The following is a 23,467-nucleotide window of genomic DNA, read 5'->3' as shown; positions in this document are numbered from 1 at the left end:
ACACACTGTCGGGAATTTTTCCTGATTAAATGATCCTGATAGTAAAATGTCATCCGAAGCACAGCTCCGGATGACGTAATTGTTGGCCAGAATGGCGTTTTATCCCTTTAGTCTTGTGGAACTTCCACTTCTTTATCCCACTCGAAGTGATAAGCACCCGCTCTATCGGTGCGCTCGTAAGTATGCGCTCCAAAGTAATCGCGTTGTGCTTGAATGATGTTCGCTGGCAAGACAGCTGAACGGTAAGAATCGAAATAAGCTACCGCAGATGAGAATGTCGGTACCGGAACTCCTGCAGTCACAGCCGTTGCAACCACTTCACGTACAGCTCCTTGGTACTGTTTCGTGATCTCTACGAAGTAGTCATCCAACAACAAGTTCTGCAATTCAGGATTTTTCTCGTAAGCATCCGTGATGTTTTGCAGGAATTGCGCACGGATGATACAGCCTGCGCGCCAAATTTTAGCGATTTCGCCGTAATTCAGATCCCAATCATTTTCTTCGCTGGCAACGCGCAATTGAGCGAAGCCTTGCGCATAGCTCATAATTTTGCTGAAGTATAGCGCTTTGCGGATACTCTCAACAAACGCCGCTTTGTCCAAACCTTCTTCAGTTGCAGCGGCAGGTCCGGTCAGAATTTCGCTGGCAGCGACACGTTCTGTCTTCAAAGCGGAGATGTAGCGGGCAAAAACGGATTCGGTGATCAATGGCAACGGCACACCCAAGTCCAAAGCGCTTTGGGAAGTCCATTTACCCGTGCCTTTATTGCCGGCGCGGTCCAAGATAATCTCAACCATTGGCTTGCCTGTTGCAGGGTCGTATTTAGTCAAGATATCAGCAGTGATGTCGATCAGGAAGCTGTCCAGCTCGCCTTTGTTCCATTCGATGAAGACTGCCGCGATTTCTTCCACTGACATGCCAAGATATTTGAACATGATGTCGTAGGCTTCCGCAATCAATTGCATATCCCCGTACTCGATTCCGTTATGGACCATCTTAACGAAATGTCCGGCACCATCTTTGCCGATATACGCTACACACGGCTCACCATCTGGAGCTTTTGCGGAAATTTGTTCTAAAATCGGTGCAACAAGATCATAGGCATCACGTTGTCCTCCTGGCATGATTGAAGGACCTTTCAAGGCGCCTTCTTCACCGCCGGAAACACCCGTTCCGATGAAATTGATGCCTGAATTTTCCAACTCCTTGCTGCGGCGGATTGTATCTTTGTAGAAAGTATTCCCTCCGTCGATCAGGATATCTCCTTTATCCAAATGAGGCAACAACGATTGAATCGTTTTGTCAGTTGCCTCCCCTGCCTTTACCATCATCATGATTCTTCTTGGTTTTTCCAAAGATTCAACGAACTCTTCGATTGTATAAGTAGGAACCAGTTTTTTTTCTGGATTTTCCGCGATCACTTGCTCAGTCTTTGAGCCGGAGCGGTTGAATACAGATACAGAATAACCTCTGCTTTCAATGTTCAATGCTAGATTTTTGCCCATTACGGCCATCCCGACAACGCCAATTTGCTGTTTTGACATAAATAAATTCTCCCTTCATGATAAACACATCATTCTATAATCTTAATCCTAACAAAAATTTACTTAAATGGAAAGCAAACAATTGAAAATAATGGCTTTCTTTTCTTCCCCTCGGTTCTCAACATTTACTTTTACATTTTAATGTTGTAAACTATGCCATGTAAAAAACAAAAGGTGGGAATAATGTTGACAAAGAAAACGGGTGCTACCTCTTCAAAATTCAATAAATTCAGCAAATTCATCATTTGGATCATGTTACTTGCCATGGTCGGAGGAACTTTCCTTTCCGCTCTGTACTATTTGTTCCTAAATATGTAGGAAAAAACAATCAAAAAGGTTCCCGGAATCCATTAGCGGATTCCGGGAACCTTTTTCAATCGACTCAGATGCCTTTTTTGACTTTTCCATCCCAGCCGGCATAGCCGCCTTTCAGAATGAAAATATTTTTGTAGCCATTCTTTTTCAAAATTGCCGCACAACGTCCGCTCAACATGGCGTTTTGGTCATATAGATAGATCGGCTGATCTTTGCGGATTTCTGGATAGCGTTGCTTGAAGGCGGAATAAGCGATATTTCTCGCTCCCAAAATATGGCCTGCTTCGAACTCCGCTCTTTCGCGGACATCAATCAATTGTGCTTTCCGCAGATCTTTTCTGAACTCCTCTGCAGTCAGTGTTGTCGCCGCATTCTTTCTTTGGAAATAAAAATAAGCTTGATAAATGGCATATCCGATGATGAATATCCATAGTGCGATATTAAAAATATCAATTCCTGTTAAATTCAAAATAAATCCGTCCTTTCGATAATCTTGCTCTCATATTTTACACTTGTGCAAGGCGCATTGCTACAGTTTTAACGACTTTTTTTCTATTCCGACAATTGTATCCAGCCATTGCGTTCCACATCGTACAGATACTCATAACGCTCCCCATAAAGCACGTAGGTCCCTTCTGGCGAAACGGAAATCGGAGCCATTCGTTCGACTTCAGTCAGCACATCCATAGCATTTTCGGGAAAATCAATTTTTGCGAGTTCAAAAGTAATGCCGGCAGAGAGGTCCGATTCCTGTTTTGGAAGCAAAGCAAACATTTCATCCGAGTCACGCCCTGTTTTGAATTCCGGGATGACCAGCTTGCTTCCATCTGTGATGCGCGGCAAGGAAACATAACCTTGAGCAATCAGAAGCGGATAGTAAGAAACCACAAACAACTCTTCCGCATTGAAATCGGAAGGTGTCACTACCCATACGGATTCGCCTTCCAAACCATAAGCAAGGATTTCCTGATCGATGACAGTATCTTTGCCGGGAAAACGAACGTCGCTCAACACCAATGCAGAGACGCCATCATTTGCGGTTTTCTTTTGGAGGTACATATTTTCCGAATACCAAACCGGCATTTCCCCAGTGACCGGCAGTGCCACCATTGTCTCATCGGAAGATAAATCCCACAGGTAATTTTCCAAACTGCCCACTGTTTTTTGAGCGGACAGAAACAACTTTCCTTCGTTTGCCGGATTCCAGGAAACACCCGTCAGCAGCCCCTCGGAAAAACGAATTTCGGCAAGGGCATTACCTGACTTGTCGATCATCATAACATTATTTCCCTGCTGATTTGCGACTTGCACCAAAATTCGCCGATCATTTGCGGAAAGCGCGACAAAAACAAGCCGATCTGAAAAAGTTCGGATCGGCTGTTCTTTACCTGTGTCCAGGTCATGGCTGTACAGTCCGTATTCTCCATTTGATTCCATTGCAAGAAGAATAGTCGTATCGTCCAACCAACCTACCGTACATAGGAATTCATCCTTAGGAATCGATCGGATGTCGGGGCCGGAAGACAGGCTTTGTTCACTTACCCCGGATTGGTCAGGATACGATAGTCGCTGTGCACAGGCAGTCAGAATAAGAATACTTGATAGCGAGAGAATGATTGATGCTAGTCGCCTTTTTATCATGCCATTCCCCATCCTCCCGCATTTTCTTATCCAAAAATTTTTCAGATATTTTCTGCCTGGTTTGATTTATTTGCTGGTTTCCATCAGTGCGAGGTAACATGCCCCAACTATCCCTGCGTCATTCCCAAGCGCGGCTAATTTTATATGCGTCGTCTTCTTGACGTTCGGGAATGTGAAGTCAGCGAAATAGGTTCTTACTTGCTCCAAAAGGTATTCCCCAGCTGCAGATACACCGCCACCGATGACGATGTAAGCCGGATTCAAAAGATTGCCGATATGGCTGCAGGCCAGTCCCAAATAGTATGCGGCACGATCGACGACAAGAACCGCCAGTTCATCATCCTCTTTAGCTAAATCAAAAATCATTTTTGAAGTGATTTCTTGACCATCATCGATGATGAATTTCAGCTGTGAGTTGCCGGCATACTCTTCAGCATGTTTGCGGGCCAATCTGACGACGCCTGTCGCGCTGGCTACGGTCTCCAAACAGCCTTTCTTTCCGCAGGTACAGTCAAATCCACCCGGTTCGACTGTCATGTGGCCGATTTCTCCTCCTGAACCTGCAGTACCATGTATCAGATTGCCTTCCGCAATGATTCCGCCGCCGACACCTGTGCCAAGTGTCACAAATACGACATCGCGGTCATCCGCACCAGCGCCCCGCCATTTCTCTCCGAGCGCGGCAACGTTTGCATCATTGTCTATGAAAATAGGGATGCCGATTTCGCGCTCGATTACTTCACGTACAGGCTGCAGCGTTTTCCAGTTCAGGTTGAAGGCCCCCTCGACAGTGCCCGCTTCACGGTCCACCGCTCCTGGCGACCCCATACCGATACCCTGAAAATCGTCCGCAGTCATTTTATAAAGATCCAGATGGTGTTTGATCGAAGCAACAATATCAGGTACGATATGCGTCCCCTCATCATTGATGTTCGTAGGGATGGTCCATTTTTGCTGGATATCGCCCTCTGCTGTCAAGATAGCCAGTTTTACTGAAGTACCGCCTAAATCTATTCCGATAAATTTTTTATACACGACATTTCCTCCAATTATTTAAATTATATCTAGTATAACGCAAAACCGGCCCGCATAAAACCCGTGTAAGCAAAGAATATAGCGCTCACAAAGTAAATGATCAGAAAAAGTAACCTTTGTCCGTTTTGGCTTTTGGCAGTTCTTGGCATTGCGATGAATACGGCCGCTAGCGCGCCTCCCAGTGCTCCGCCAAGATGGCCAAAATTATCGACAGCTGCAGAAAAAAAGCCGAAGAAGAAATTCAGGAAAATAAGCATTGTGAAACTACGGGCCATTTGCTGAATCCCCAAATTGTAAGGAAACTGTCGTCCCAGAACAATGGCTGCAGCGAACAACCCGAAAAGTGAGGTGCTTGCACCAGCAGAAATCGAATCATTGAAGGCGAAGCTCATCAGATTCCCCATCAAGCCGCTCAGGAGATAAATCAGCGCAAAACGCAAAGAGCCATAGAGACTTTCCATCTGTGTACCCAAGTAATACAGGGTGATACTGTTGACCAGAATGTGCGTGAAGCCTATATGGATGAACATAGGCGCTATCAAACGCCACCACTCCCCTTGCACGATGGCTGGATTGAATTTGGCGCCGAAAAGAATAAGCGTCAGTACATTGGTGCTTCCCCCGTTCAAGGTCATCAGTAGGAAGATAACAATCTGAATGGCCAAGAACAAATGTGTTACTGAGAATTTATCCGGCAAATAGGATTTTCTGGTATTATATGACCGCATCATGACACGTCCTTTCATTATGATCCTATTTTAAACTAGATTGTTGCCAGCAACAACTTTTGGATCGGCACATCAAAAGCTTCAATTTCCCAATGCGGATTCTTAAACAATTGGAATGGGAACAACACCGACAAGGTATGTCCGTTGTACGCAGCCAGATAGCGGTCATAATAACCGCCGCCGAACCCGATACGGAAACCTGTTTCTGAAAATGCCAATCCAGGAACGAGCAGCAGATCGATTTCTCCAGGCGGAACCGGATTGCTCTTATCGACAGGTTCCATGATACCGAATTTGCTTTTTGCCATCGTAATATCCGGCGAGTATTCATGAAAAGTCATCACACGATTCTTGCCGGAATAGGGAACAACCATCCGTTTGCCTTCTTCAAGTCCGTTTTTAATGATTGTATGTGTATCGATTTCCGGAAAATTGGACCATGTGACGCCTATCGTCTTTGAAGCTTTCCACTCTTGACTGGAGCAGACTGCTTTTGTCAATTCTTTTTCCATCCGAATGCGATCCTGGGCGGGCAAATCCCTCAGTTTCCCAAGCATTTCTTTTCTTATATATTCTTTCATCCAATAACCTCCTCAAGAAACAATCTGTCGCACGCTCTTTCTGCTTAAAATAAGCCTTCCGGAAAAAATAAAAAAAACAACAGGATATCCTGTTGTCATTTTAATTATTTTGTTTCACGATGCAAAGTCACGCGTCTTTCACGTGGACAATATTTTTTCACTTCAAGACGGTCCGGGTTGTTACGTTTGTTTTTCTTTGATAAGTAATTACGTTCTTTACACTCCGTACATTCCAATGTAATATTTAACCGCATATTCTTCCCTCCAAACATAAAAAAATTGAAGATCGAATCATCTTCTGCGTTTCTCATTGTATCACTTCCGAAAAAATAATGCCACTATTTTTTGAACAAGTTATGCGGACATTCGATTTTTCGATTTTTTCAGCTTTCTTCCAATTAAATTCCAGATAAGGTTGCAGAAACAAACGAATTTCATTAGAATGTTATCAGGCGTCAAAAAGAAGAATTGAGGTGACAAAGATGGAACAATGGACCATCGTGATTGTCTTGCTGACAATCGCAATCATATTGCTGTTTGCATCATTTTTCGTCAAGGATAATGATCGCAAATTCGTAGATGAGATGAGTGAATACACATTACAATTAACGGAAGAAATCCATGAATTGAAAAGACGACTCATCGCTGTGGAAGAGGAATTAGGAAAAGAAATTCCCGTCTCCGAAGACTCGCAGAACATCAAAAAAGTACACAACTTGACTAAGCAGCATATCATCACTTTGTATACAAGCGGAAGAACATTCGATGAGATTGCAGAACAACTGTCCGTCCCTATCACCACCGTGCAACTCGTTGTCGATAACTACATAGAGCAATCAATCGTATAGAGGAGAAAATAAAGTGAACAAACAAAAGCTTCGTTTTATATCCATCGGTTTTTTGTTGTCTGCCGTACTGTTGGCCGGCTTCCAGCTTTTCTATCCGGAAGCCCTTCCTGGCAGCACCTTCAACGGAGAAGCAACTGCCGATTCAACGGATTATCAAGAGAAATATGAAAGTACTTTGGCGGAATTGGAATTGCAGAAGCAACTCAATGAAGCAGCGACAAGCAGTGCTCCTGGTGAAGGAGCCGAAGTGGCATCCAGTGCTCCGGCTGAAGTCGCGAGTATCGCTGAAAGTTCAGCTACCCCTGCCGCAAATACTCCAGTCACATTTGTCATCACTTCCGGACAACCGATGTCCGTCGTCATCGACAATCTGGTCAGTGCGGGACTCATTACCGATCGGGCTGTCTTTGAAAAATACCTGAATGAACGGAATCTTGTCACGAAAATAAATATCGGAGAGTACCAATTGTCCCAGGACATGGGCTATGAAGTCATCGCCGATATGATCACACTGGAATAATGACCCACTCTACAAAGACAGAAGGAGCCGGAACAAGGATATTGCAATCCTTGTTCCGGCTCCTTCTTTGTGTCCATTTGAAATCGTCAGCCGATGGTTATTCCGCTGGCGTTGCGTAGTCCCCAGTATTGAAGTACGCATCGAAAACTTTCTTGGCAATCGGTGTAGCCCGGCCCGTATCTGTGCTGAGATAAGGAACCACTACCGTTACGGTGATTTCCGGATTGTCGAAGGGCGCATAGCCGACAAAGGTGGAGTTGAATACACTCTCACCCTTCAGATTGTCATTGTTCCCGTCATAGAAAGCTTCCGCCGTCCCTGTCTTGGCGGCGACGTCGTTCGGATCTTTCCCGAATGTCGAATAAGCCGTCCCGTTCTCGCTGTGGGTTACTTGGTAAAACCCTTGCTGGACACGCTCCATCGCTTGCGCATCGACATCGACTTGATTCATCACTTTTGTCTCCAAAGTCGTTTCCAAAGCCCCCAGCGCTCCGTTCGCATCCGTGCTGCGGATTTCTGAAACCAACTGAGGAGCGTATCGGGTGCCGCCATTGGCGATGGTATTGATGTATTGCGACAATTGCAGGGTCGTGTAGAGATCGGATTGCCCGAATGATTGGTTTATAGCTTTATCGGCGCTCCTCTCACTGGCTTTTAGTCCGCTGCCTTCATTCGGCAAGTCAATCCCCGTCTTCACACCCAAACCGAACTGGGAAAAATAACCGCGCAGTTCATCGATCACACTCGGTGAAATATTCAGGGTACTTCCTGCTTCGTAGGTCGACTGTCCCCCCATCAGCATCGCCAATTTGATCATGTAAATATTCGATGAGCGGGCTAACGCCTCGATATCGTTTATGGCCACTTGGCTGCCGATGGTTGGGTTGAAAACTGACTTTTTAAGATTTGACCCTTGGAATTGCAGCGGTTCATCGACGAGAACATTGTTATCCGTACTGATGACACCGGTCATGTATCCGGTCAGCACCGTCGCGCCCTTCACCGCCGAACCCATCCCGTAGCTGGAATTGATGACTCCCAATGCATCATCCACAATTTCGTTTGAGGTCGAGCGCTGTTTGCCGGTCATGCCCAGAATCTCGCCTGTATTCGGATCCGATACCACTATATACACCCGGTCGTTGTAAGAATCGACATTGCTGTTCAGGAAACCGGTAGCGATCTGTTCGATTTCCTTCTGAAAATCGATATCGATGGTCAAGACCAGATTATCCCCGGCTTTTCCTTCATAGGATTCCTCCCGCGTCACAACCTCACCTGATTGATTCGTGATCGTTTCCCATTGTGATTTCGTGCCTGAGAGCACCGACTCGTATTCTTGCTCCAAATAGGAATTCCCGACACGGTCATTTCTGGCGTACCCTTTTGCCAAATAGGTGGCGACTTTGTCGCTCGGCAAACCGATTTTTTCGCTGGTCACCCCTCCTAATATGCTCTTCAGCAAGTCGGACTCGGGATAGATCCTGACCCAATCCGTCGCGACATCCACTCCGGACAGACCGGACAGATTTTCGCTCACTTGGGCAAGTTCTTCATCCGTTACATCCTTATTTTTTATACTGGTAGTCGACAAGGCATACGCGCTGTTCATTCGCTTGAAGATTGCGGCAATTTCTTTTTGTTCATCCGAATAAGCGATATCTTCCGCCGTTATTTTCGCTAGCTCCACTTCATACAATTCGGAACCAGGCAACAGCTTTTCATCATCCGACAGACGCTTCAACATCACTTCGTTGTTTATGGCTATCCAATAATCCTTCAGATCACGCTCCGTCAGTTCTTCAAAGCTGACGTTTATCAAACCCGCCAACGCAGCGGCAACCTTTGCCATTTCCTCGGCTGTCGTGTTTGCTCCTCTTGTGTAGGTTATGGAATGCTGTGGTTCATTGCCCACAAGGATGTTGCCGTCTCTGTCGTATATCAAACCGCGCGGCACCGATTCCGTCACAAGTGTCGTTTCCGTACGTTTTACGATAGCCTCAAATTCATCGCCGCGAACGATCTGCAGGTATCCCAATCGGAATATCACCGCCGAAAACAGCGAGAACACGATAAAAAAGAGCAGGTTCAACCGAAATGGGATATGCGATTTTCTCTTTCTTTTGTTTTGGGTATTATCTTCCAATTTTGCACCTTCCTAAAACCATAGTTCGACAACCTATTATAGCAAAAAAAGCAATCATTACAAACGACGCAACAAATTTTTAAGATGTGTCCTGTTCGGATACTCGGACACATGCTCGAATTCTTCATAAAACCAGCGGGATATGCTAAAATAGCAGAAGCACTTGTGAAATTTCCGCTTCAACTATCCCGAGCGTTCACTCATAGTCAGGCGAATCTGCAGGAACGCAAAAAAATTTCATTTTAAGGAGGAATGTGCAGCATGCTGAAGCGTTTCACAACCCTATCCCCGCAAAAAAATATGCTTTTCCTTTCGTTCTTACTGCCCTTGTTTGTAATGATGGTCATTTATGCCACTATGGGTGTTTATCCTTTCGGCAACAGCACCTTATTGACAGTCGATCTCGGCCAGCAATATGTGGATTTTTTCAGTTATTATCGCACTACCTTATTGTCCGATCCTTCCGCCCTTTTCTTTTCGTTCACAAAATCATTCGGCGGCGAGATGCTGGGCCTGTGGGCTTACTATCTGATGAGTCCGTTCAACCTCATTTTTCTGCTTTTCCCGCAGTCCCAGTTGCCTTTGGCGGTGACCATTTTGATCCTGATGAAGGTTTCGGCTTCAGGACTGACTTTTGCTCATCTGTTGATTTCCCGGTTCGAAGGCAAAGGCTTGTTGGTGCCGTCCTTCGCAGTGAGCTATGCCCTGATGGGTTACGTCATCGTCAATCAATTGAACGTCATGTGGCTGGACGGGCTTGTTTTCCTGCCTCTGATCATTCTGGGTTTAGAGAAACTGCTATCCGGTGAAAGCGGACTTTACTACAGCTTATTTCTCGCAGTGATGCTGCTTTCTAATTATTACATCGGATTCATGATCTGTGTTTTCCTGGTCTTCTATTACCTTTTCGCATTTTCCAGACAAGAACTTGTCAGCACCAACAACCTGAAAGCGCAGCTGAAGCATTTCTTCACACAATCAGCCCGATTCATCGGTTATTCTTTGTTGGGAGCTGGCTTTGCTGCCGTCCTGCTGCTGCCCACCTTTTATTCGCTCTTGGGAAGCAAGGCAAGCTATGCCAACAAGCTGATCGATTGGCGTTTCGCCTATGATCCCTTCGAAGTCGTTTCGAAGTTTTATATCGGAGCGTTCAATTTTGACCAAATGCCCAGCGGACACCCCAATCTTTTTATCGGAACTGTCGCGCTGACAGCCTACATTTATTATTTTTTTCATCCCGGTTTCTCAAAAAAAGAACGGTTCACCTCGCTGGCGTTAACCGCCCTCTTTTTTCTGGCGATGAACGTCCAGTTTCTGAATAAAATTTGGCATGCCGGACAATATCCGATCTGGTACCCTTACCGTTTTTCGTTCACCGTATGTTTCTTTTTTCTGCTGAACGGTTTTCGGGCGTTGCGTACTTATCGTCCTTTTCCCTTTTCGCTGGCCTGCTGTCTTTTGATCGCGAATGCGGCCACCGCCATCTATGTGCTGAAAAAGGATTTTGAATTTTTGGAGCCTGTCCAAGTATTGATCAGTGCAGTCGTTTCTGTCCTTGTCCTAGTGTTGCTGATGCTCAGGGATCAACCGAGAAAATGGCTGACCTACACGTTGCTTTTCGTGGTGACCGCAGAGATGACGGCAAATGCAGCCATCGACCTGTTCCGGTTGGGCTACGTCAAACAGGACGAATTCTCTGATTATCAAACGAATCTGAATACGATGCTGGCGGATGTGCGCACACCCAAAGACACATTCTACCGGATCGAAAAAACGTTCCAACGTTCCAAAAACGACAGCTTCCAAGCAAATTATGCAGGAATCAATCATTTCAGCTCCACTTTTGAAAAAGAGATTCCCGCGTTGTTCGGATCATTGGGCTTTCCGGACGGCAACGGGTTTATCGTATACTCAACCGGGACATTGTTTACGGATGCGCTTTTCGGTGTGAAATACTTCATCCAGGATAAGAAGTTGCCGGAAACATTTTATGACCTCAATGACGGCGTGTACCGGTTGAAACGCAACTCCACCCGCCCGGATTTGACCCAATACAGTCCTTATTCCGAGACCGATCGAACCACCACTTTTGAGAATCCATACGCGTTGTCACTGGCATTCGGTGTTTCCGAAAGCGTATTGGGTCTCGAATTGATCGAGGATCAGCCCCTATTGATGCAGGAACAACTTTTGGACGCCTTCAACAATCAGGAAAGTATCGAACCATATTTTTCATTGCGCCCGTTCGATTCCAACGTTTTCCAGAATGTCACATCCGCTGCCGATGATGCGCAGAACACAACCTACTATCGGTCTGTGGATGGTGCAGTCTCAAGGATCGAATTCCAGTTCACCCCTACCAGCGGTAATCCTTATTATCTGATCCTGGATGCCGGCATCGACGATGATAACGCAAACCTTTATGTGAATAATGTGAAGCTGGATTACTATACGACCTATCGCAATGATCAGATAATCAACATCGCAAGCAACCAGCAGGGGGAGAACGTCACCTTCACGATCGAACTGCTCGAGGACTCGATACGGGTACAGGACCTGAAACTTTACGAATTGAACAAAGCTCTGTTCGAGGAAACCATTTCAGCGCGACAAGCGGAAGGCATGACGATCACTTCGTTCAGCCAGACACGCATTACAGGTTCTGTCGTGATCGAGGCTGAAGATGAAATATTGTTGACGACGATCCCCTACAGCGAAGGTTGGGAGGTCACGATCGATGGGACAACTGCAGAAACAACTACCGCTCTGAATAGCTTACTGGCAATACCAATCAGCCCGGGCAAACATACGGTTGTATTTGCGTACCGTACCCCTTATCTGATGACTGGCTTGTCCATCAGCGTGATTTCCATCGCTGGTGCCTTATTATTGAGAAAATATCGCAGGAAAAGCTGAACGGGTTCGTTCAGCCCTGAAAGAAATCTAGGAAATCTGTCCACGCAACGTTCCCTACGGTCACCTTGTACTGGGGCTCTAAGGGATGAATCCCTAAGAGTCCCATGCAACTGAGCATCGAAGAGCGCAATAGGTACGATTTATCTAATTTCCGAAGGGCTAACCCGTGAAGCTGGACATCATTTTAGATGCATGAAACATGTTGCAATCTTGTGAAATACCTACGGCGATGCACTTCTGAGTTGAAAAAATTTATAAATTCCTGTGTGTTAAAAATAAATAAGAAAAGCGGTTAGGATATCCCGGCCGCTTTTCTTATCTTTTTTTCATTTAGAGAACCACGGGAAGCCTTATAGTTCCTCCTCACACATATAAGAAATCGCCACACTACCGACACCGGCACTCATTCCGACGATTGTTGAAATATTCATGATGTACTCCGGTTCCTTGCCGAGCAAAGCGACACTGCGCTTGCGATATACTTCAGCCTTTTCGGGATTATTGGCATGCACAATCGCATATCGCGTAACCTTCTCTTGTGTGTTTATTTTTCCCAACAATCTGAACAATTTCTTTTCATTGCCTTTTTCGCTGAATGCCTTCTCCGCGATGGAACCTTTACCTTCTGCGTCGATGGATACGACCGGTTTGAGATTGATCGACATCGCTGCCATCCCTGAAACTTTACTTAGTCGGCCGGATCTTACCATATATTTCAAATTGTTGACGCTGACGAAAATGTTCGTCCGATCCCTCAATTTTTCAATGGCGGATACGATTTCGTCGAAAGGTGTTCCTGCGGCAATCATTTCTGCTGCTTTCATGACAAGTAACCCTTGCGCACCGGAATTCCGTTTCGAATCGATAACAGCGATTTTTTTGCCTTCACGCAGTTTCTTGGAGACAGCATTCCGAAACACACTGTTGGTTCCACTCTGCTCTTTCGCAACAGTCACAACAATGACCTGATCGTAATGCGCGAGCACGGTTTCTAAATATTTCTCGACAACGATCGGATTCGGCTGTGAACTTTTCGGATACTCGACGGCCACTTCCAACAACGGGTAGAAAAGTTCAGGCGTCATGGTTACCTTATCCAGATAGGAAGTATTGTCAAAATTCAGGTTGAGCGGCAACATGTGCACTTGATAACGATCGAGTATTTCTTGCGGAACGTCCGCGATAGAATCGGTGATTAACGCAATAGCGTATTTTCTGTCAAAAGCTGATTCATTCTGCCTGATCATGTCGTCCGCCTTTTGCTGCAAGATGATGCCTTTCTTGCGCAAAACTTGGAACACTTGCTCCGGAGCATTGGCATGGATATGGATCCTGGCTTTATGATTGTTGCCTGCCACAATCAAAGAATCGCCATAGAGTGCCAATTCCGACCTCAACGCTTCCAGATCGATAGAGTCCGCGGACAATAGCGCTTCAGTACAATAGCGATGGCGAATTTCCCCTTGGCCGTGGATCAATTCTTCATTAAAAGAAAGATCTTCCTGTTCTTCGCTGACTTTCAAATCCAACTTTCCGGTGTGCAAAAATGTTGCAAATCCTTGCAGAAAGTAGACAAATCCTTTCGCACCGGAATCGACGACTTTGGAATCCTGGAGCACTTTCAAACGTGAAGTTGTCGCCTCCAAAGATTTGTTGGCTGTAATCAACGACTTTGAAAACAATTCTGAAAACGTTGCCGAAAGATCTTTATGGCTATATACAGCATCAGCCCATTCACGGATGACAGTGATGATCGTTCCTTCAACCGGATTGGAAATAGCCTGATAGGCATAAGGGACCGCATTTTTGACCGTTTCTGCAAATGAAGAAATGGTTATCATCTCGTCATCCATCAGACTGAGAAAAATCCCGTTGATGTATTGGGCAATAATGATGCCCGAGTTTCCTCTTGCACCAGTCAAAGCGGCATCAGCTATACTGTTCATCGTTTCCTTGACGGATCCCGAGATTTTTGCGTCCATGATGATCGCATGCATGGTTGAGGAAAGGTTGCTGCCAGTATCTCCATCAGCGACCGGAAATACATTGATTTCGTTCAGACTGTTCTTGTTCTTTATGACTTCATGCGCACCCGATAAAAAAGAATTGTAAAGCCTCTCGCTATCAAGGGTTGAAATATTCATCGTTCTTCCTCCGTCCACATCTAAAACTTTATTCATTTTTTAGAGAAATCTTTGCGCCGCAATGTAAGTGATCCCGGCTGTCGCGGCATTCAAAAAAGTTCCCCAGGCCAAGTCGATTACGGTGATAATAACCGGCCAATCTTTTATGGTAGCCAGATTAGTCAAGTCGTAAGTCGCATAAGCGATCAGTCCGAAAAAGCCACCTGCCAAAATGGCAAACTGTAGACTTTCTTTCAAAAGTGCCGGATGGATCACAAAAAACACGAGTCCACCGATGAACAAGAAATAGAATATTATCGCTGCCACCCAATTAACATTCGGAGCCATGAGGTGCCCCAAGTACTTGCTGTAAATATTTTTCGACAATACCCCTAACCAGACTATATCCACTAAAAAGAACACAAAAAATGTCAGGAAATACAATTTGATGTTGTCCATCTTCTCTTCCTCCATTCCGTTATTTGTTTATCCGCCGATTCTTTCGGACAAGATGCCATCTTTCATTACATATACTTTATCACAATAATCTATCAAACGTTCATCATGTGTAACCATAATGGTCGCCTTTTTCTTTAATTTTGTTTCTCGGGCAAGAATTTCGACAACTTCAAATGCTTTCTGAGTGTCCAGACTGGCCGTTGGTTCATCGGCAAGGATGACAGACGGATCATGATATAGGGCTCTCGCTATTGCGACCCTTTGCCTTTGACCGCCGGAGAGATCACTCGGAAACTTATTCTTCAATTCGAATATGCCTAATTCTTTTAGTAATTCATCGCGTTTTTGTTTATCAACTTTACTGCCTTCAACTTTATTGGCCAAGTGCAGCTGATCTTGGACCGTCAAAAACGGGACTAGGTTTGAGGCTTGCAGAATAAAACCGATTTCTTCAAATCTAAGTTTGGCTCGTTTTTTCTCGTTTACTTCACTGAATGGATTCCCATTTATCAAGACCTTACCGGAAGTTGGGGTCTGCAGCCCTCCTGTAATAGTCAAAAAAGTACTCTTTCCTGACCCACTCGGGCCAATGACTGCAACAAATTCACCGGCTTCGATGGCTATGTTCGTTTTTTTCAGCGCATCTATCTTTAATTCCCCTTCACCGAATGATCGGGAAACATCTATCATTTCTATTAATTTCATCTGCTGTCTCTCCTATCCAATTGCCTTTAATGGGTCTATTTTTACAACCGCTCTAACGGAAAACACGCCGCCGATCATAGCCATAATGACCAACAAGGAAGCTATGCCACTCAAAAAATATAGATTTGTGCGATATGGAACAGCAGGAGGCAAGACCAGTGCTGTCGCTCCTGTCAACAATAAGCCAATGCCGACACCGATTGCAGCCAACAGGAATGTCTGGACGACGACTGATTTTGCGATATAGCCGCTGGATATTCCTTGCGCCTTCATAACGCCGAACATACTCGATTTCTGCATGGTAAGGACATAGATAAAAATGCCGATTACTACTGCAGCAATAACAACCAAAAAGCCGATCATCAACCCAAATGTCAACACCTGAGCAGTATATCCCGGAATTTCATTGATGTAATCCGCAATCGGATACACTATCAGGTCTTCATTTCCAGTGTCCACCCCTTCGACCGTACCATCGCTTCCCCGGACAACAATCGCACTGACGCGGCCCTCCTCAGACTCGTCAATCTGCTCAAAACGCACATCCTGATACGATGAGACTGTCGTATACAGAACAGGTGCAACGCTGAACTTAGCATCTTCAGTAAAGCCGACTACTTCGACTTCCTTGTCCGATCCAGCCAACTGAAGGGTGTCCCCAATGACTATGCCCTCCTCCTCTTTCAGACTGATGTCTGCAACAACTTCGTCATCATTTTCGAAAGCTTTTCCTTCGATGACTTCAGGCATCAGGAATTGATCCGATTCGATACCAAAAAAAGTTGTATTTATTTTTGCATCATCGCCTGATGTTCCTTTTTTCCTGATGACATTTGGGGCTATGCCGATCACAGCTGCTTCATCTGCCTCCACCTCATCGATGGCACCTTTTGGCATCATGGACATATTGATGTTCGTATTTGACTCATCAGTCAGAATGATTCCGTCCGCATCCCATTTATCAATGCTGGTCCGATTATCCTGTGCCAATCCATAGGCAAGACCTACCAGGAAAAACACCAAATATGACACCAGCACCATCACGCCTATTATTAAAGAAAATCTTGTCTTTGAATGTTTAATTTCTTTCCAAGCTAAAAACATTAATTCATCTCCCTTTTTTTATTTATCGTTTTATATAATGAATGAAAAATGACTTGATTATTCACATTTAATTACTGTTCTGATTTAGACACTCCCGGTATCGGCCTGGCTCATAGCGTTGTTGAGCAGCTTCAACTGCCTCATCAAAAACGGGCCATCAATACCTTCCAGATTACAAGCTTTCACTTCCGACAATATAGCAACATGAATTGCTTTTTTTGAAATGACGGCTTTTTCACTCAAGGCAACAATGATAGCGCGTTTATCCAGAAGCGATGGTTCCTTTGTGAGCCAACCCTGTTTCTCAAGTCGGTTCAATATAGGGTTCAATGTTCCGATCCCCATCCCTAACCGCTCCCCGATGTGCTTGATCAATATCCGATTATCGTCCCACAAAACCAACAGCACAAGATATTGAGGGAATGTCAAACGGAACTCTTTCAAAGCGCGGTTATACATTCTACTGAAATCATTCGCTGCTCGATAAACCTCGAAACAAAGCTGATCCTCAAGCGGTCTTTCAAAAATAGATTCCTCCATCCGACAGCGTCTCCTTTCCAAATTTATTTTCACTACTCATATACATCTTACAAGATATATATTATTGGATGACATCCGGAAAGTAAAACAATCGCACTCGAAAAATCCACAAAATCAGTTCTTCAGTCATCACTATATTATGACTGTAAGAAAAAAGGACTCAGAGCGGGTGCCCTGAATCCTTTGATTGGATTACAATATCTTTTTTCGGTTATTTTGCAGCCGCTAAACGACGGTTGACTTCATCCCAGTTTACAAGGTTCCAGAATGCTTTGATGTACTCAGGACGCACGTTCTTATAATTCAAGTAATAAGCATGCTCCCATACATCAAGACCTAAAATCGGCGTTTTGCCTTCGCTGATCGGTGAATCTTGGTTTGGAGTGGAGGTGATTTCCAATTTACCATCGGAAACCACTAGCCAAGCCCAACCGGATCCGAAACGGCCTGCAGCGGCTGCGGAGAATTTCTCTTTCATGGCATCAAAACTGCCGAATGCTTCTTCGATTCCATCCTTTACAGCTCCAGTAGGTTCTCCACCCGCATTCGGTGCCAAAACTGTCCAGAATAGGCTATGGTTTGCATGTCCACCACCATTATTTCTTACTGCTGTACGGATATCCTCCGGGATGCTGTTCAAATCAGCCAATAATTCTTCGATTGTTTTGTCGGCTAACTCAGGATGTTTCTCCAATGCTGCATTCGCATTTGTGATGTATGCATTGTGGTGTTTCTCATGGTGCAAGTGCATCGTTTCCTCATCGATATATGGTGTCAAAGCGTCGTACGCATAAGGTAGTGCTGGTAATGTAAAAGCCATGTTAAATTCCTCCTAAAATTGTTTGTGATTTCTGACTGACTTCACTGTATCATCAATTGCTCACTTTATCAAAAATAATGCCTCGAAGCCGTAACAATTTGTGATTGCTAAATGCATCCATTTTCGATAGACTGTGTAAGTATGATGCAGAAAGCGGTGATCACAATCTCAATCGTCAGTTTAGTCAAAAATAGTTTTATTGAGCCAAAACAATTACTGGCTGCCAAAACTTTAAAAAAGAGTTCGGCCTTTTTCCTCTTCTGCTTGCTCTCACTTTCCGTCAGCATCCCCTTGTTTTTGGATGGGTATGCCACTCTGGAAAAATTTTCGGCGGACGCTGGTGTGATAGCGGATAAAATACCTTCATTCACTATTGCTGATAGCGCCCTGCTGTTGGATGAACCTAAGGATAAAGGTTTTATCCATAAAACGGACACCGTCCTGTTGGCTTTAGATAATCAGGAAGTATACACACAGAGAGAACTCGAAAAAGAAATGTCATCGCCTGATCTGATTTTGAGTCTAGTCTTTTCTAAGGATGCCTTCATCCTTTACGCTCAAGACGTCCCATTCAGGTTACCCTATGAACAGGCCGATGGTATTACGGACGAGTCCATCAAAAAATTGTTGCACAATTTTTCGAGCACTCAGTTCTTTTCCGGCGTTATCATGCTTTTATTCAGTTTTTTCATTTCTTCATTCAGTGTACTGCTTACACTATTGATTATTGCACTATTCGCAAATGTATTAATAGGATTTATGCGAAAAAAACTCCTTTTCCGCGAAATGCTGAAGATGGCACTGATAGCAGCCGCGATTCCGGTGCTGTTCTTCAGCTTGTTGAACGGATTCGACATCTATCCGATGGTACAGGATGAAGCAATAGTACTGATCGGAATATTCTATTTCTACAAAGCACTCAAAGATTAGCAGGGAACCCGCAAATTTCAGAGACGACTGGTCCTCTTAAGAAAAGCTGAACGGGTTCGTTCAGCCCTGAAAGAAATTTAGGAAATCTGTCCGACTGAGCATCGTAGAGCGCAATAGGACAGATTTATCTAATTTCCGAAGGGCTAACCCGTGAAGCTGGACATTATTTTAGATGCATGAAACATGTTGCAAACTTATGAAACACCTACGGTGATGCACTTTTCACTCTGGAAAATTTTATAAATTCCTGTATGTTAAAAAAGAGGCCGCAGCAAGATGATCTTTCGATCATCTGCTGCGGCCTCTTTGATTATATTGTTGGCAAGCTGCATAAGTAAGCCACTAAAGAATCCGTTTGGCATTTCTTATGTTTTACCCATGGCTGCGGGTTTTGCTGGCTCTTCTTTTTCGCTTCTGCTGGCTGGCGATATTTTCTTTCAATTTGCGTTTGTAGCCAGGTTTCACTTGTTTCTTAGCTTTGTTTACCATTCCGCGGATGCGGTGATCGGGTTCCAATTGACTCGGAGCGTTTCTCATCTCACGGCGTTTTCTTTCATAGGTCTCAACAAGCTGATCTTTTTCGATAGCGACTGGTTTGAAAACAACACCATACTTCTCCAGTTCATCGATTGCCTTTTCTTCACCCGGCGCGTAAAGAGTAATCGCTGTTCCTTTTAAGTTGCTGCGTCCCGTTCTGCCCGTACGGTGTACAAAGAATTCCATGTCCTTCGGCAATTCATAGTTGATGACGTGCGAAACGCCTTCGATATCGATGCCTCTTGCCGCTAAATCGGTAGCCACCATGAATTGGTACTCCAGATTATGGACTCTTCTCATGATGCGTTTGCGTTCACGAGCCGGAACATCGCCATGCAAGACAGCTGGCTGGATGCCACGTTGTCTCAATCCATCAGCGATTTCCTCAGCATTTTGTTTTGTATTGGCAAAAATCAACGCCAGATATGGTTCTCCCATTGACAGCACTTGGTACAGAACATCAATTTTTTCTCGCCCTTTAGTCGACAGCAACAGATTATCGATTGCTGGCGCAATGATGTGTTCCGGTTTCAACTGAACAACCACAGGGTTTTCGACGTATTTCTTCAGGAAACCCTTCAGTTTCTCTGGAATCGTAGCGGAGAAAACCAGCATTTGCAGTTTCTCCGGCAAACGTCCGGCAATCTGATCGACATCATGCAGGAAGCCCAAATCCAGTGTCATATCCGCTTCATCAATGACCATTTTGGATGCAGTATGGATCTTCAACGCTTGCTCGTTGACCAGATCGAGGATCCTGCCCGGAGTTCCGATGACGATGTGCGGTTGATTGTTGATAAGTTTCGACATTTGACGTTTCTTGTCTGTACCGCCTACGTAACTGACGATACGGATTTCCTCTGGCGCATTCGAAATGAGTTGGGTGGCCGTTTGGTACAATTGTTCAGCTAATTCACGACTAGGTGAAGTGATGACAACTTGAACTTCATTTTTTGCTGGATCGATGGCATCGATCAAAGGCAGCAAGAAACTGTGGCTTTTGCCTGTTCCTGTTTGCGATTGGCCAATGACACTCTTACCAGTCCGAATGATCGGGATAATTTGTTTTTGGATATCTGTCGGTTCTTTGAAATTCAATTTGCTGATTGCCTCCAGCAAAAATGGCTTCAATTGAAAGTCTTTAAATTCCACGTTTACACCTCTTGTTTTTCTTCTGCGTATTTTATGCCCTACCATTATAACACATCCAGAAGGTTTAAACCTTAATTTCAAATAAGAATGTGAAAGGAGGACACATAAATTTATTGGCAACATATTTACATACGTATGCGGAAACACTCTCTAGAACATACCACACTCATGAAAACAGACACTTTCTTTCGTTGCCAAGGCTAAATGATAATAGTATAATGATATAATGAATAAAATCTAATCATAATACTAAAGGGGGGCATGTAATGATTACCCAAAATACTGCTTTGTTCACTATTTTCGGAGCGACTGGTGATTTGGCTCACCGCAAACTGTATCCGTCATTATTTCGCTTATACAAAAAAGGATTCATCAAGGATAATTTTGCCGTTATCGGAACAGCGAGACGAGAATGGTCTGATGTACATTTCCGTGAAGTGGTCTTGGATTCCATCAAAGATTTGATCGAGGATAAGGAAGATGCAATTTCTTTCGCTGCTCATTTCTATTATATCGCACACAACGTCAATGACGCGGAACACTACATCAAGTTGAAGGACTTGTCCGAATCTTTGGATGCCAAGTATTCACTGTCAGGGAACCGCATTTTTTACTTGGCGATGTCTCCGGAGTTTTTCGGCACCATTTCCGAAAAACTGAAAGAACAGAAGTTACTTACGCAAGACGGGTTCAACCGTCTGATCATAGAGAAACCTTTCGGGCGGGATTTCGAATCTGCGGATGCATTGAACACGAAGTTGCGCAAGTCGTTTGATGAAAATCAAATCTTCCGTATCGATCATTATTTGGGTAAAGAGATGGTGCAGAACATCTCTGCGGTCCGTTTCTCCAATATGATTTTCGAATCGCTGTGGAACAACAAGTACATCGACAATGTCCAGATCACCCTCTCCGAGACTGTCGGCGTGGAAGAACGCGGCGCTTATTACGACAACAATGGCGCTTTGCGCGATATGGTGCAAAATCATATCCTTCAGATTGTTGCCTTGTTAGTTATGGAACCGCCGCTTTCCTTGCAAGGCGAGGATGTGCGTTCCGAGAAAATTAAAGCTCTTCGTTCTCTTCGTCTGTACAACACACCCGAAGAGGTCAACCGCAACTTTATCAGGGCCCAGTATGCCGGAAATCCTGCAAAAGCTTTGCAAGCCTACCGGGAGGAACCAAACGTCAACCCTGCTTCATCAACCGAAACCTTTGTTGCCGGTAAAATATTAGTCGATAACTTCCGTTGGAAAGGTGTTCCCTTCTACATCCGAACCGGTAAACAAATGGCTTCTAAAGAGACATACATCCATATCCAGTTCAAACATGTTTCGATGAATATTTTCCCTACAGAAGGCGTAGACGAAATCGCTGAACCGAATGTGCTGACCATCCATGTTTCGCCGTTGGAAGGCTTCTCCTTACGCCTGAACGCCAAGCGTGTCGGTCAAGGAACTGAGATGAAAAATATTCGTATGCATCACATCTACGATGAAGAAACGCAAGCAAACAGCCCTGAAGCATATGAACGCCTCTTATTGGATTGCCTGAACGGCGATCCAACAAACTTTTCCCACTGGGATGAAGTCGCGCAATCTTGGCATTTCGTTGATCAAATCCGCAAAGTTTGGGATGCCCAAGAAGATTGTACGGATACCCTTTTCGCTTATGAGAGCCACTCGATGGGTCCAAAAGAAAGTGACGCTTTACTTGAACAGGACGGCTTCCACTGGACTGAATTCAACTGGAGTCAAAGTTATAAAGAAAAACAGGACAACGAATAAAACTGAAGGCCGGACAAAAGCGTTATTTCGCTTCTGCCCGGCCTTTTTCGATTCAATTCTGCTGCATCAATGCGTATTCTGCCATTCGATCGCCAACTCTTCCAATTCCAAAATGATGTCGTTTATTTCTGACTCATCTTTCGCATTTGCTCCGCTTGCAAGCGGATGACCGCCTCCGCCATGGCGTTTGGCGACTTCATTGATGATCGGACCTTTTGAGCGCAAACGGCAACGATAGGTCCCGTTCGGTTGCTCCACAAAAATCCCCCAACACAAAACGCCCTCTACAGTGCCGGGCAAAGGAACAACCGGTGCGGTGTCACTGTCGACAGCACCAAATCTCCCTAGAATTTCTTGGGAAAGGATAATGCTGGCTACCCCAACGTCGTTGATTGTTAAACTCTGCAGAACGAAACCTGATAAATTGGCTGTTTTCAGAGAATTTGTATTCATCATTTGACTGATATCCGACGCGGAAAAATCAAATTGCATCAGTTTGGAGGCTATTTTCATGGTCATTGCCGTCGTCGCCGGATAAAGGAATCTGCCGGTATCGCCTACAATGCCGGCATACAGCAGACGCGCAGCTGCGTCATTCATCGGCAGCTTATCCCCAGTTGAAAAGGAAATTTTTGCGATGATTTCACTGCTGCTGCTGGCTTGGGTCTCCACAAGGCAAATATCTCCATAGGGGTCTTCATTCGGATGATGATCGATTTTGATCAAATACTCCCCTTTAAGATAACGTTTATCGCTGACTCTTGGTTGATTCGCGGTATCCGTGACGATCACCAAGGCACCCTCGTAGGCTTCATCCGGGATGCTGTCCATACTGCCGAGATACGAGAGACTATCTTCGTTTTCGCCGGCAACAAATACTTTTTTCTCAGGATAGGCTTGCCTGATCAAACTGGCGAGACCATTCTGCGAACCCAACGCATCCGGATCCGGACGCAGATGACGATGGATGATGATGGTGGCATACGCTTGAATCTTGTTGACTATATCTGCATAAATCGGATTTTCCATTCGCTTC

General features: G+C 44.8%; 22 protein-coding genes. 6 read left to right on the top strand and 16 right to left on the bottom strand.

Features of this window, described 5'->3' with window-relative positions:
- Positions 1 to 107: 107 nt before the first annotated feature.
- Complete coding sequence (gndA, locus tag TES5_RS04965) at positions 108 to 1,544, bottom strand: NADP-dependent phosphogluconate dehydrogenase (protein WP_068560544.1); 1,437 nt, start codon at positions 1,542 to 1,544, stop codon at positions 108 to 110.
- 183 nt (positions 1,545 to 1,727) lie between these two features.
- Here gndA and TES5_RS14910 point away from each other — a divergent pair, with 183 nt between their 5' ends.
- Entirely contained in the window at positions 1,728 to 1,862 is a 135-nt protein-coding gene (locus tag TES5_RS14910) for a DUF4044 domain-containing protein (protein WP_143071432.1), read from the top strand.
- Between the two features lie 64 nt (positions 1,863 to 1,926).
- Here TES5_RS14910 and TES5_RS04960 read toward each other — a convergent pair whose 3' ends face one another.
- The 6 genes from TES5_RS04960 to rpmG form a co-directional block, all read right to left on the bottom strand.
- Positions 1,927 to 2,328 (bottom strand): rhodanese-like domain-containing protein, encoded by a 402-nt coding sequence (locus TES5_RS04960; protein WP_083546410.1) that lies wholly within the window; start codon positions 2,326 to 2,328, stop codon positions 1,927 to 1,929.
- Between the two features lie 83 nt (positions 2,329 to 2,411).
- Positions 2,412 to 3,500, bottom strand: a complete 1,089-nt coding sequence (locus tag TES5_RS04955) for a YqgU-like beta propeller domain-containing protein (protein ID WP_157080386.1) — start codon at positions 3,498 to 3,500, stop codon at positions 2,412 to 2,414.
- Positions 3,501 to 3,566: 66 nt separating this feature from the next.
- On the bottom strand, positions 3,567 to 4,535 hold the full coding sequence (locus TES5_RS04950; RefSeq protein WP_068560539.1) for an ROK family glucokinase: 969 nt from the start codon (positions 4,533 to 4,535) through the stop codon (positions 3,567 to 3,569).
- 29 nt (positions 4,536 to 4,564) lie between these two features.
- Positions 4,565 to 5,263: a rhomboid family intramembrane serine protease gene (locus TES5_RS04945; protein WP_068560831.1), complete on the bottom strand. Its 699-nt coding sequence runs from the start codon at positions 5,261 to 5,263 to the stop codon at positions 4,565 to 4,567.
- A gap of 35 nt (positions 5,264 to 5,298) precedes the next feature.
- Positions 5,299 to 5,844: a 5-formyltetrahydrofolate cyclo-ligase gene (locus TES5_RS04940; protein ID WP_068560537.1), complete on the bottom strand. Its 546-nt coding sequence runs from the start codon at positions 5,842 to 5,844 to the stop codon at positions 5,299 to 5,301.
- A gap of 104 nt (positions 5,845 to 5,948) precedes the next feature.
- On the bottom strand, positions 5,949 to 6,098 hold the full coding sequence (rpmG, locus tag TES5_RS04935; RefSeq protein WP_068560829.1) for a 50S ribosomal protein L33: 150 nt from the start codon (positions 6,096 to 6,098) through the stop codon (positions 5,949 to 5,951).
- Between the two features lie 228 nt (positions 6,099 to 6,326).
- Here rpmG and TES5_RS04930 point away from each other — a divergent pair, with 228 nt between their 5' ends.
- Entirely contained in the window at positions 6,327 to 6,692 is a 366-nt protein-coding gene (locus TES5_RS04930) for a DUF6115 domain-containing protein (RefSeq protein WP_068560535.1), read from the top strand.
- A 13-nt stretch (positions 6,693 to 6,705) separates the two neighbouring features.
- Positions 6,706 to 7,212 (top strand): hypothetical protein, encoded by a 507-nt coding sequence (locus tag TES5_RS04925; RefSeq protein WP_068560533.1) that lies wholly within the window; start codon positions 6,706 to 6,708, stop codon positions 7,210 to 7,212.
- Positions 7,213 to 7,309: 97 nt separating this feature from the next.
- On the opposite strand, the gene TES5_RS04920 is transcribed toward TES5_RS04925, so the two are convergent.
- The gene (locus tag TES5_RS04920) at positions 7,310 to 9,358 is read right to left on the bottom strand and encodes a peptidoglycan D,D-transpeptidase FtsI family protein (protein ID WP_068560531.1); all 2,049 of its coding nucleotides are present in this window, start codon (positions 9,356 to 9,358) and stop codon (positions 7,310 to 7,312) included.
- Between the two features lie 261 nt (positions 9,359 to 9,619).
- Between TES5_RS04920 and TES5_RS04915 the strand changes: the two genes are divergently transcribed.
- The gene (locus TES5_RS04915; protein ID WP_068560530.1) at positions 9,620 to 12,274 is read left to right on the top strand and encodes a YfhO family protein; all 2,655 of its coding nucleotides are present in this window, start codon (positions 9,620 to 9,622) and stop codon (positions 12,272 to 12,274) included.
- A 350-nt stretch (positions 12,275 to 12,624) separates the two neighbouring features.
- On the opposite strand, the gene TES5_RS04910 is transcribed toward TES5_RS04915, so the two are convergent.
- The 6 genes from TES5_RS04910 to TES5_RS04885 form a co-directional block, all read right to left on the bottom strand.
- Positions 12,625 to 14,418: a DAK2 domain-containing protein gene (locus tag TES5_RS04910; RefSeq protein ID WP_068560528.1), complete on the bottom strand. Its 1,794-nt coding sequence runs from the start codon at positions 14,416 to 14,418 to the stop codon at positions 12,625 to 12,627.
- A gap of 39 nt (positions 14,419 to 14,457) precedes the next feature.
- Entirely contained in the window at positions 14,458 to 14,856 is a 399-nt protein-coding gene (locus tag TES5_RS04905) for a DUF2177 family protein (protein WP_068560526.1), read from the bottom strand.
- 27 nt (positions 14,857 to 14,883) lie between these two features.
- Complete coding sequence (locus TES5_RS04900; RefSeq protein WP_068560523.1) at positions 14,884 to 15,561, bottom strand: ABC transporter ATP-binding protein; 678 nt, start codon at positions 15,559 to 15,561, stop codon at positions 14,884 to 14,886.
- Between the two features lie 12 nt (positions 15,562 to 15,573).
- Positions 15,574 to 16,665, bottom strand: coding sequence for an ABC transporter permease (locus TES5_RS04895; protein ID WP_068560521.1), 1,092 nt, complete (start codon positions 16,663 to 16,665; stop codon positions 15,574 to 15,576).
- A gap of 84 nt (positions 16,666 to 16,749) precedes the next feature.
- Complete coding sequence (locus TES5_RS04890; RefSeq protein WP_068560518.1) at positions 16,750 to 17,205, bottom strand: MarR family winged helix-turn-helix transcriptional regulator; 456 nt, start codon at positions 17,203 to 17,205, stop codon at positions 16,750 to 16,752.
- 211 nt (positions 17,206 to 17,416) lie between these two features.
- Positions 17,417 to 18,025, bottom strand: a complete 609-nt coding sequence (locus TES5_RS04885) for a superoxide dismutase (protein ID WP_068560515.1) — start codon at positions 18,023 to 18,025, stop codon at positions 17,417 to 17,419.
- Positions 18,026 to 18,166: 141 nt separating this feature from the next.
- Here TES5_RS04885 and TES5_RS04880 point away from each other — a divergent pair, with 141 nt between their 5' ends.
- Positions 18,167 to 18,955 (top strand): DUF1189 family protein, encoded by a 789-nt coding sequence (locus TES5_RS04880; protein WP_068560512.1) that lies wholly within the window; start codon positions 18,167 to 18,169, stop codon positions 18,953 to 18,955.
- A 372-nt stretch (positions 18,956 to 19,327) separates the two neighbouring features.
- Here TES5_RS04880 and TES5_RS04875 read toward each other — a convergent pair whose 3' ends face one another.
- Positions 19,328 to 20,644 carry a DEAD/DEAH box helicase gene (locus TES5_RS04875; protein WP_068560509.1) on the bottom strand — a complete coding sequence of 439 codons (1,317 nt, stop codon included), beginning with the start codon at positions 20,642 to 20,644 and terminating at the stop codon, positions 19,328 to 19,330.
- Between the two features lie 266 nt (positions 20,645 to 20,910).
- Here TES5_RS04875 and zwf point away from each other — a divergent pair, with 266 nt between their 5' ends.
- Entirely contained in the window at positions 20,911 to 22,431 is a 1,521-nt protein-coding gene (gene zwf, locus TES5_RS04870) for a glucose-6-phosphate dehydrogenase (protein ID WP_068560505.1), read from the top strand.
- Between the two features lie 66 nt (positions 22,432 to 22,497).
- Here the strand turns inward: zwf and TES5_RS04865 are convergent, their stop codons facing one another.
- A complete protein-coding gene (locus tag TES5_RS04865) occupies positions 22,498 to 23,460 on the bottom strand; it encodes a DHH family phosphoesterase (RefSeq protein WP_068560502.1) in 963 nt (320 codons plus the stop codon).
- Positions 23,461 to 23,467: the final 7 nt, after the last annotated feature.

It is taken from the genome of Trichococcus sp. ES5 (assembly GCF_900067165.1).
Lineage (GTDB): Bacteria > Bacillota > Bacilli > Lactobacillales > Aerococcaceae > Trichococcus > Trichococcus flocculiformis.
The sequence above is the reverse complement of the archived record's forward strand: the minus strand, read 5'-3'. Positions and strand labels throughout refer to the sequence as shown.

Bases quoted from the DNA above. Each gene is read 5' to 3' on its own strand.
- TES5_RS04885 (WP_068560515.1), bottom strand. From the start codon at position 18,025: ATGGCTTTTACATTACCAGCACTACCTTATGCGTACGACGCTTTGACA.
- TES5_RS04940 (WP_068560537.1), bottom strand. From the start codon at position 5,844: ATGAAAGAATATATAAGAAAAGAAATGCTTGGGAAACTGAGGGATTTG.
- TES5_RS04890 (WP_068560518.1), bottom strand. From the start codon at position 17,205: ATGGAGGAATCTATTTTTGAAAGACCGCTTGAGGATCAGCTTTGTTTC.
- TES5_RS04955 (WP_157080386.1), bottom strand. From the start codon at position 3,500: ATGATAAAAAGGCGACTAGCATCAATCATTCTCTCGCTATCAAGTATT.
- TES5_RS04930 (WP_068560535.1), top strand. From the start codon at position 6,327: ATGGAACAATGGACCATCGTGATTGTCTTGCTGACAATCGCAATCATA.
- gndA (WP_068560544.1), bottom strand. From the start codon at position 1,544: ATGTCAAAACAGCAAATTGGCGTTGTCGGGATGGCCGTAATGGGCAAA.
- TES5_RS04900 (WP_068560523.1), bottom strand. From the start codon at position 15,561: ATGAAATTAATAGAAATGATAGATGTTTCCCGATCATTCGGTGAAGGG.
- rpmG (WP_068560829.1), bottom strand. From the start codon at position 6,098: ATGCGGTTAAATATTACATTGGAATGTACGGAGTGTAAAGAACGTAAT.
- TES5_RS04915 (WP_068560530.1), top strand. From the start codon at position 9,620: ATGCTGAAGCGTTTCACAACCCTATCCCCGCAAAAAAATATGCTTTTC.
- TES5_RS04910 (WP_068560528.1), bottom strand. From the start codon at position 14,418: ATGAATATTTCAACCCTTGATAGCGAGAGGCTTTACAATTCTTTTTTA.
- zwf (WP_068560505.1), top strand. From the start codon at position 20,911: ATGATTACCCAAAATACTGCTTTGTTCACTATTTTCGGAGCGACTGGT.
- TES5_RS04945 (WP_068560831.1), bottom strand. From the start codon at position 5,263: ATGCGGTCATATAATACCAGAAAATCCTATTTGCCGGATAAATTCTCA.
- TES5_RS04865 (WP_068560502.1), bottom strand. From the start codon at position 23,460: ATGGAAAATCCGATTTATGCAGATATAGTCAACAAGATTCAAGCGTAT.
- TES5_RS14910 (WP_143071432.1), top strand. From the start codon at position 1,728: ATGTTGACAAAGAAAACGGGTGCTACCTCTTCAAAATTCAATAAATTC.
- TES5_RS04905 (WP_068560526.1), bottom strand. From the start codon at position 14,856: ATGGACAACATCAAATTGTATTTCCTGACATTTTTTGTGTTCTTTTTA.
- TES5_RS04880 (WP_068560512.1), top strand. From the start codon at position 18,167: ATGATGCAGAAAGCGGTGATCACAATCTCAATCGTCAGTTTAGTCAAA.
- TES5_RS04895 (WP_068560521.1), bottom strand. From the start codon at position 16,665: ATGTTTTTAGCTTGGAAAGAAATTAAACATTCAAAGACAAGATTTTCT.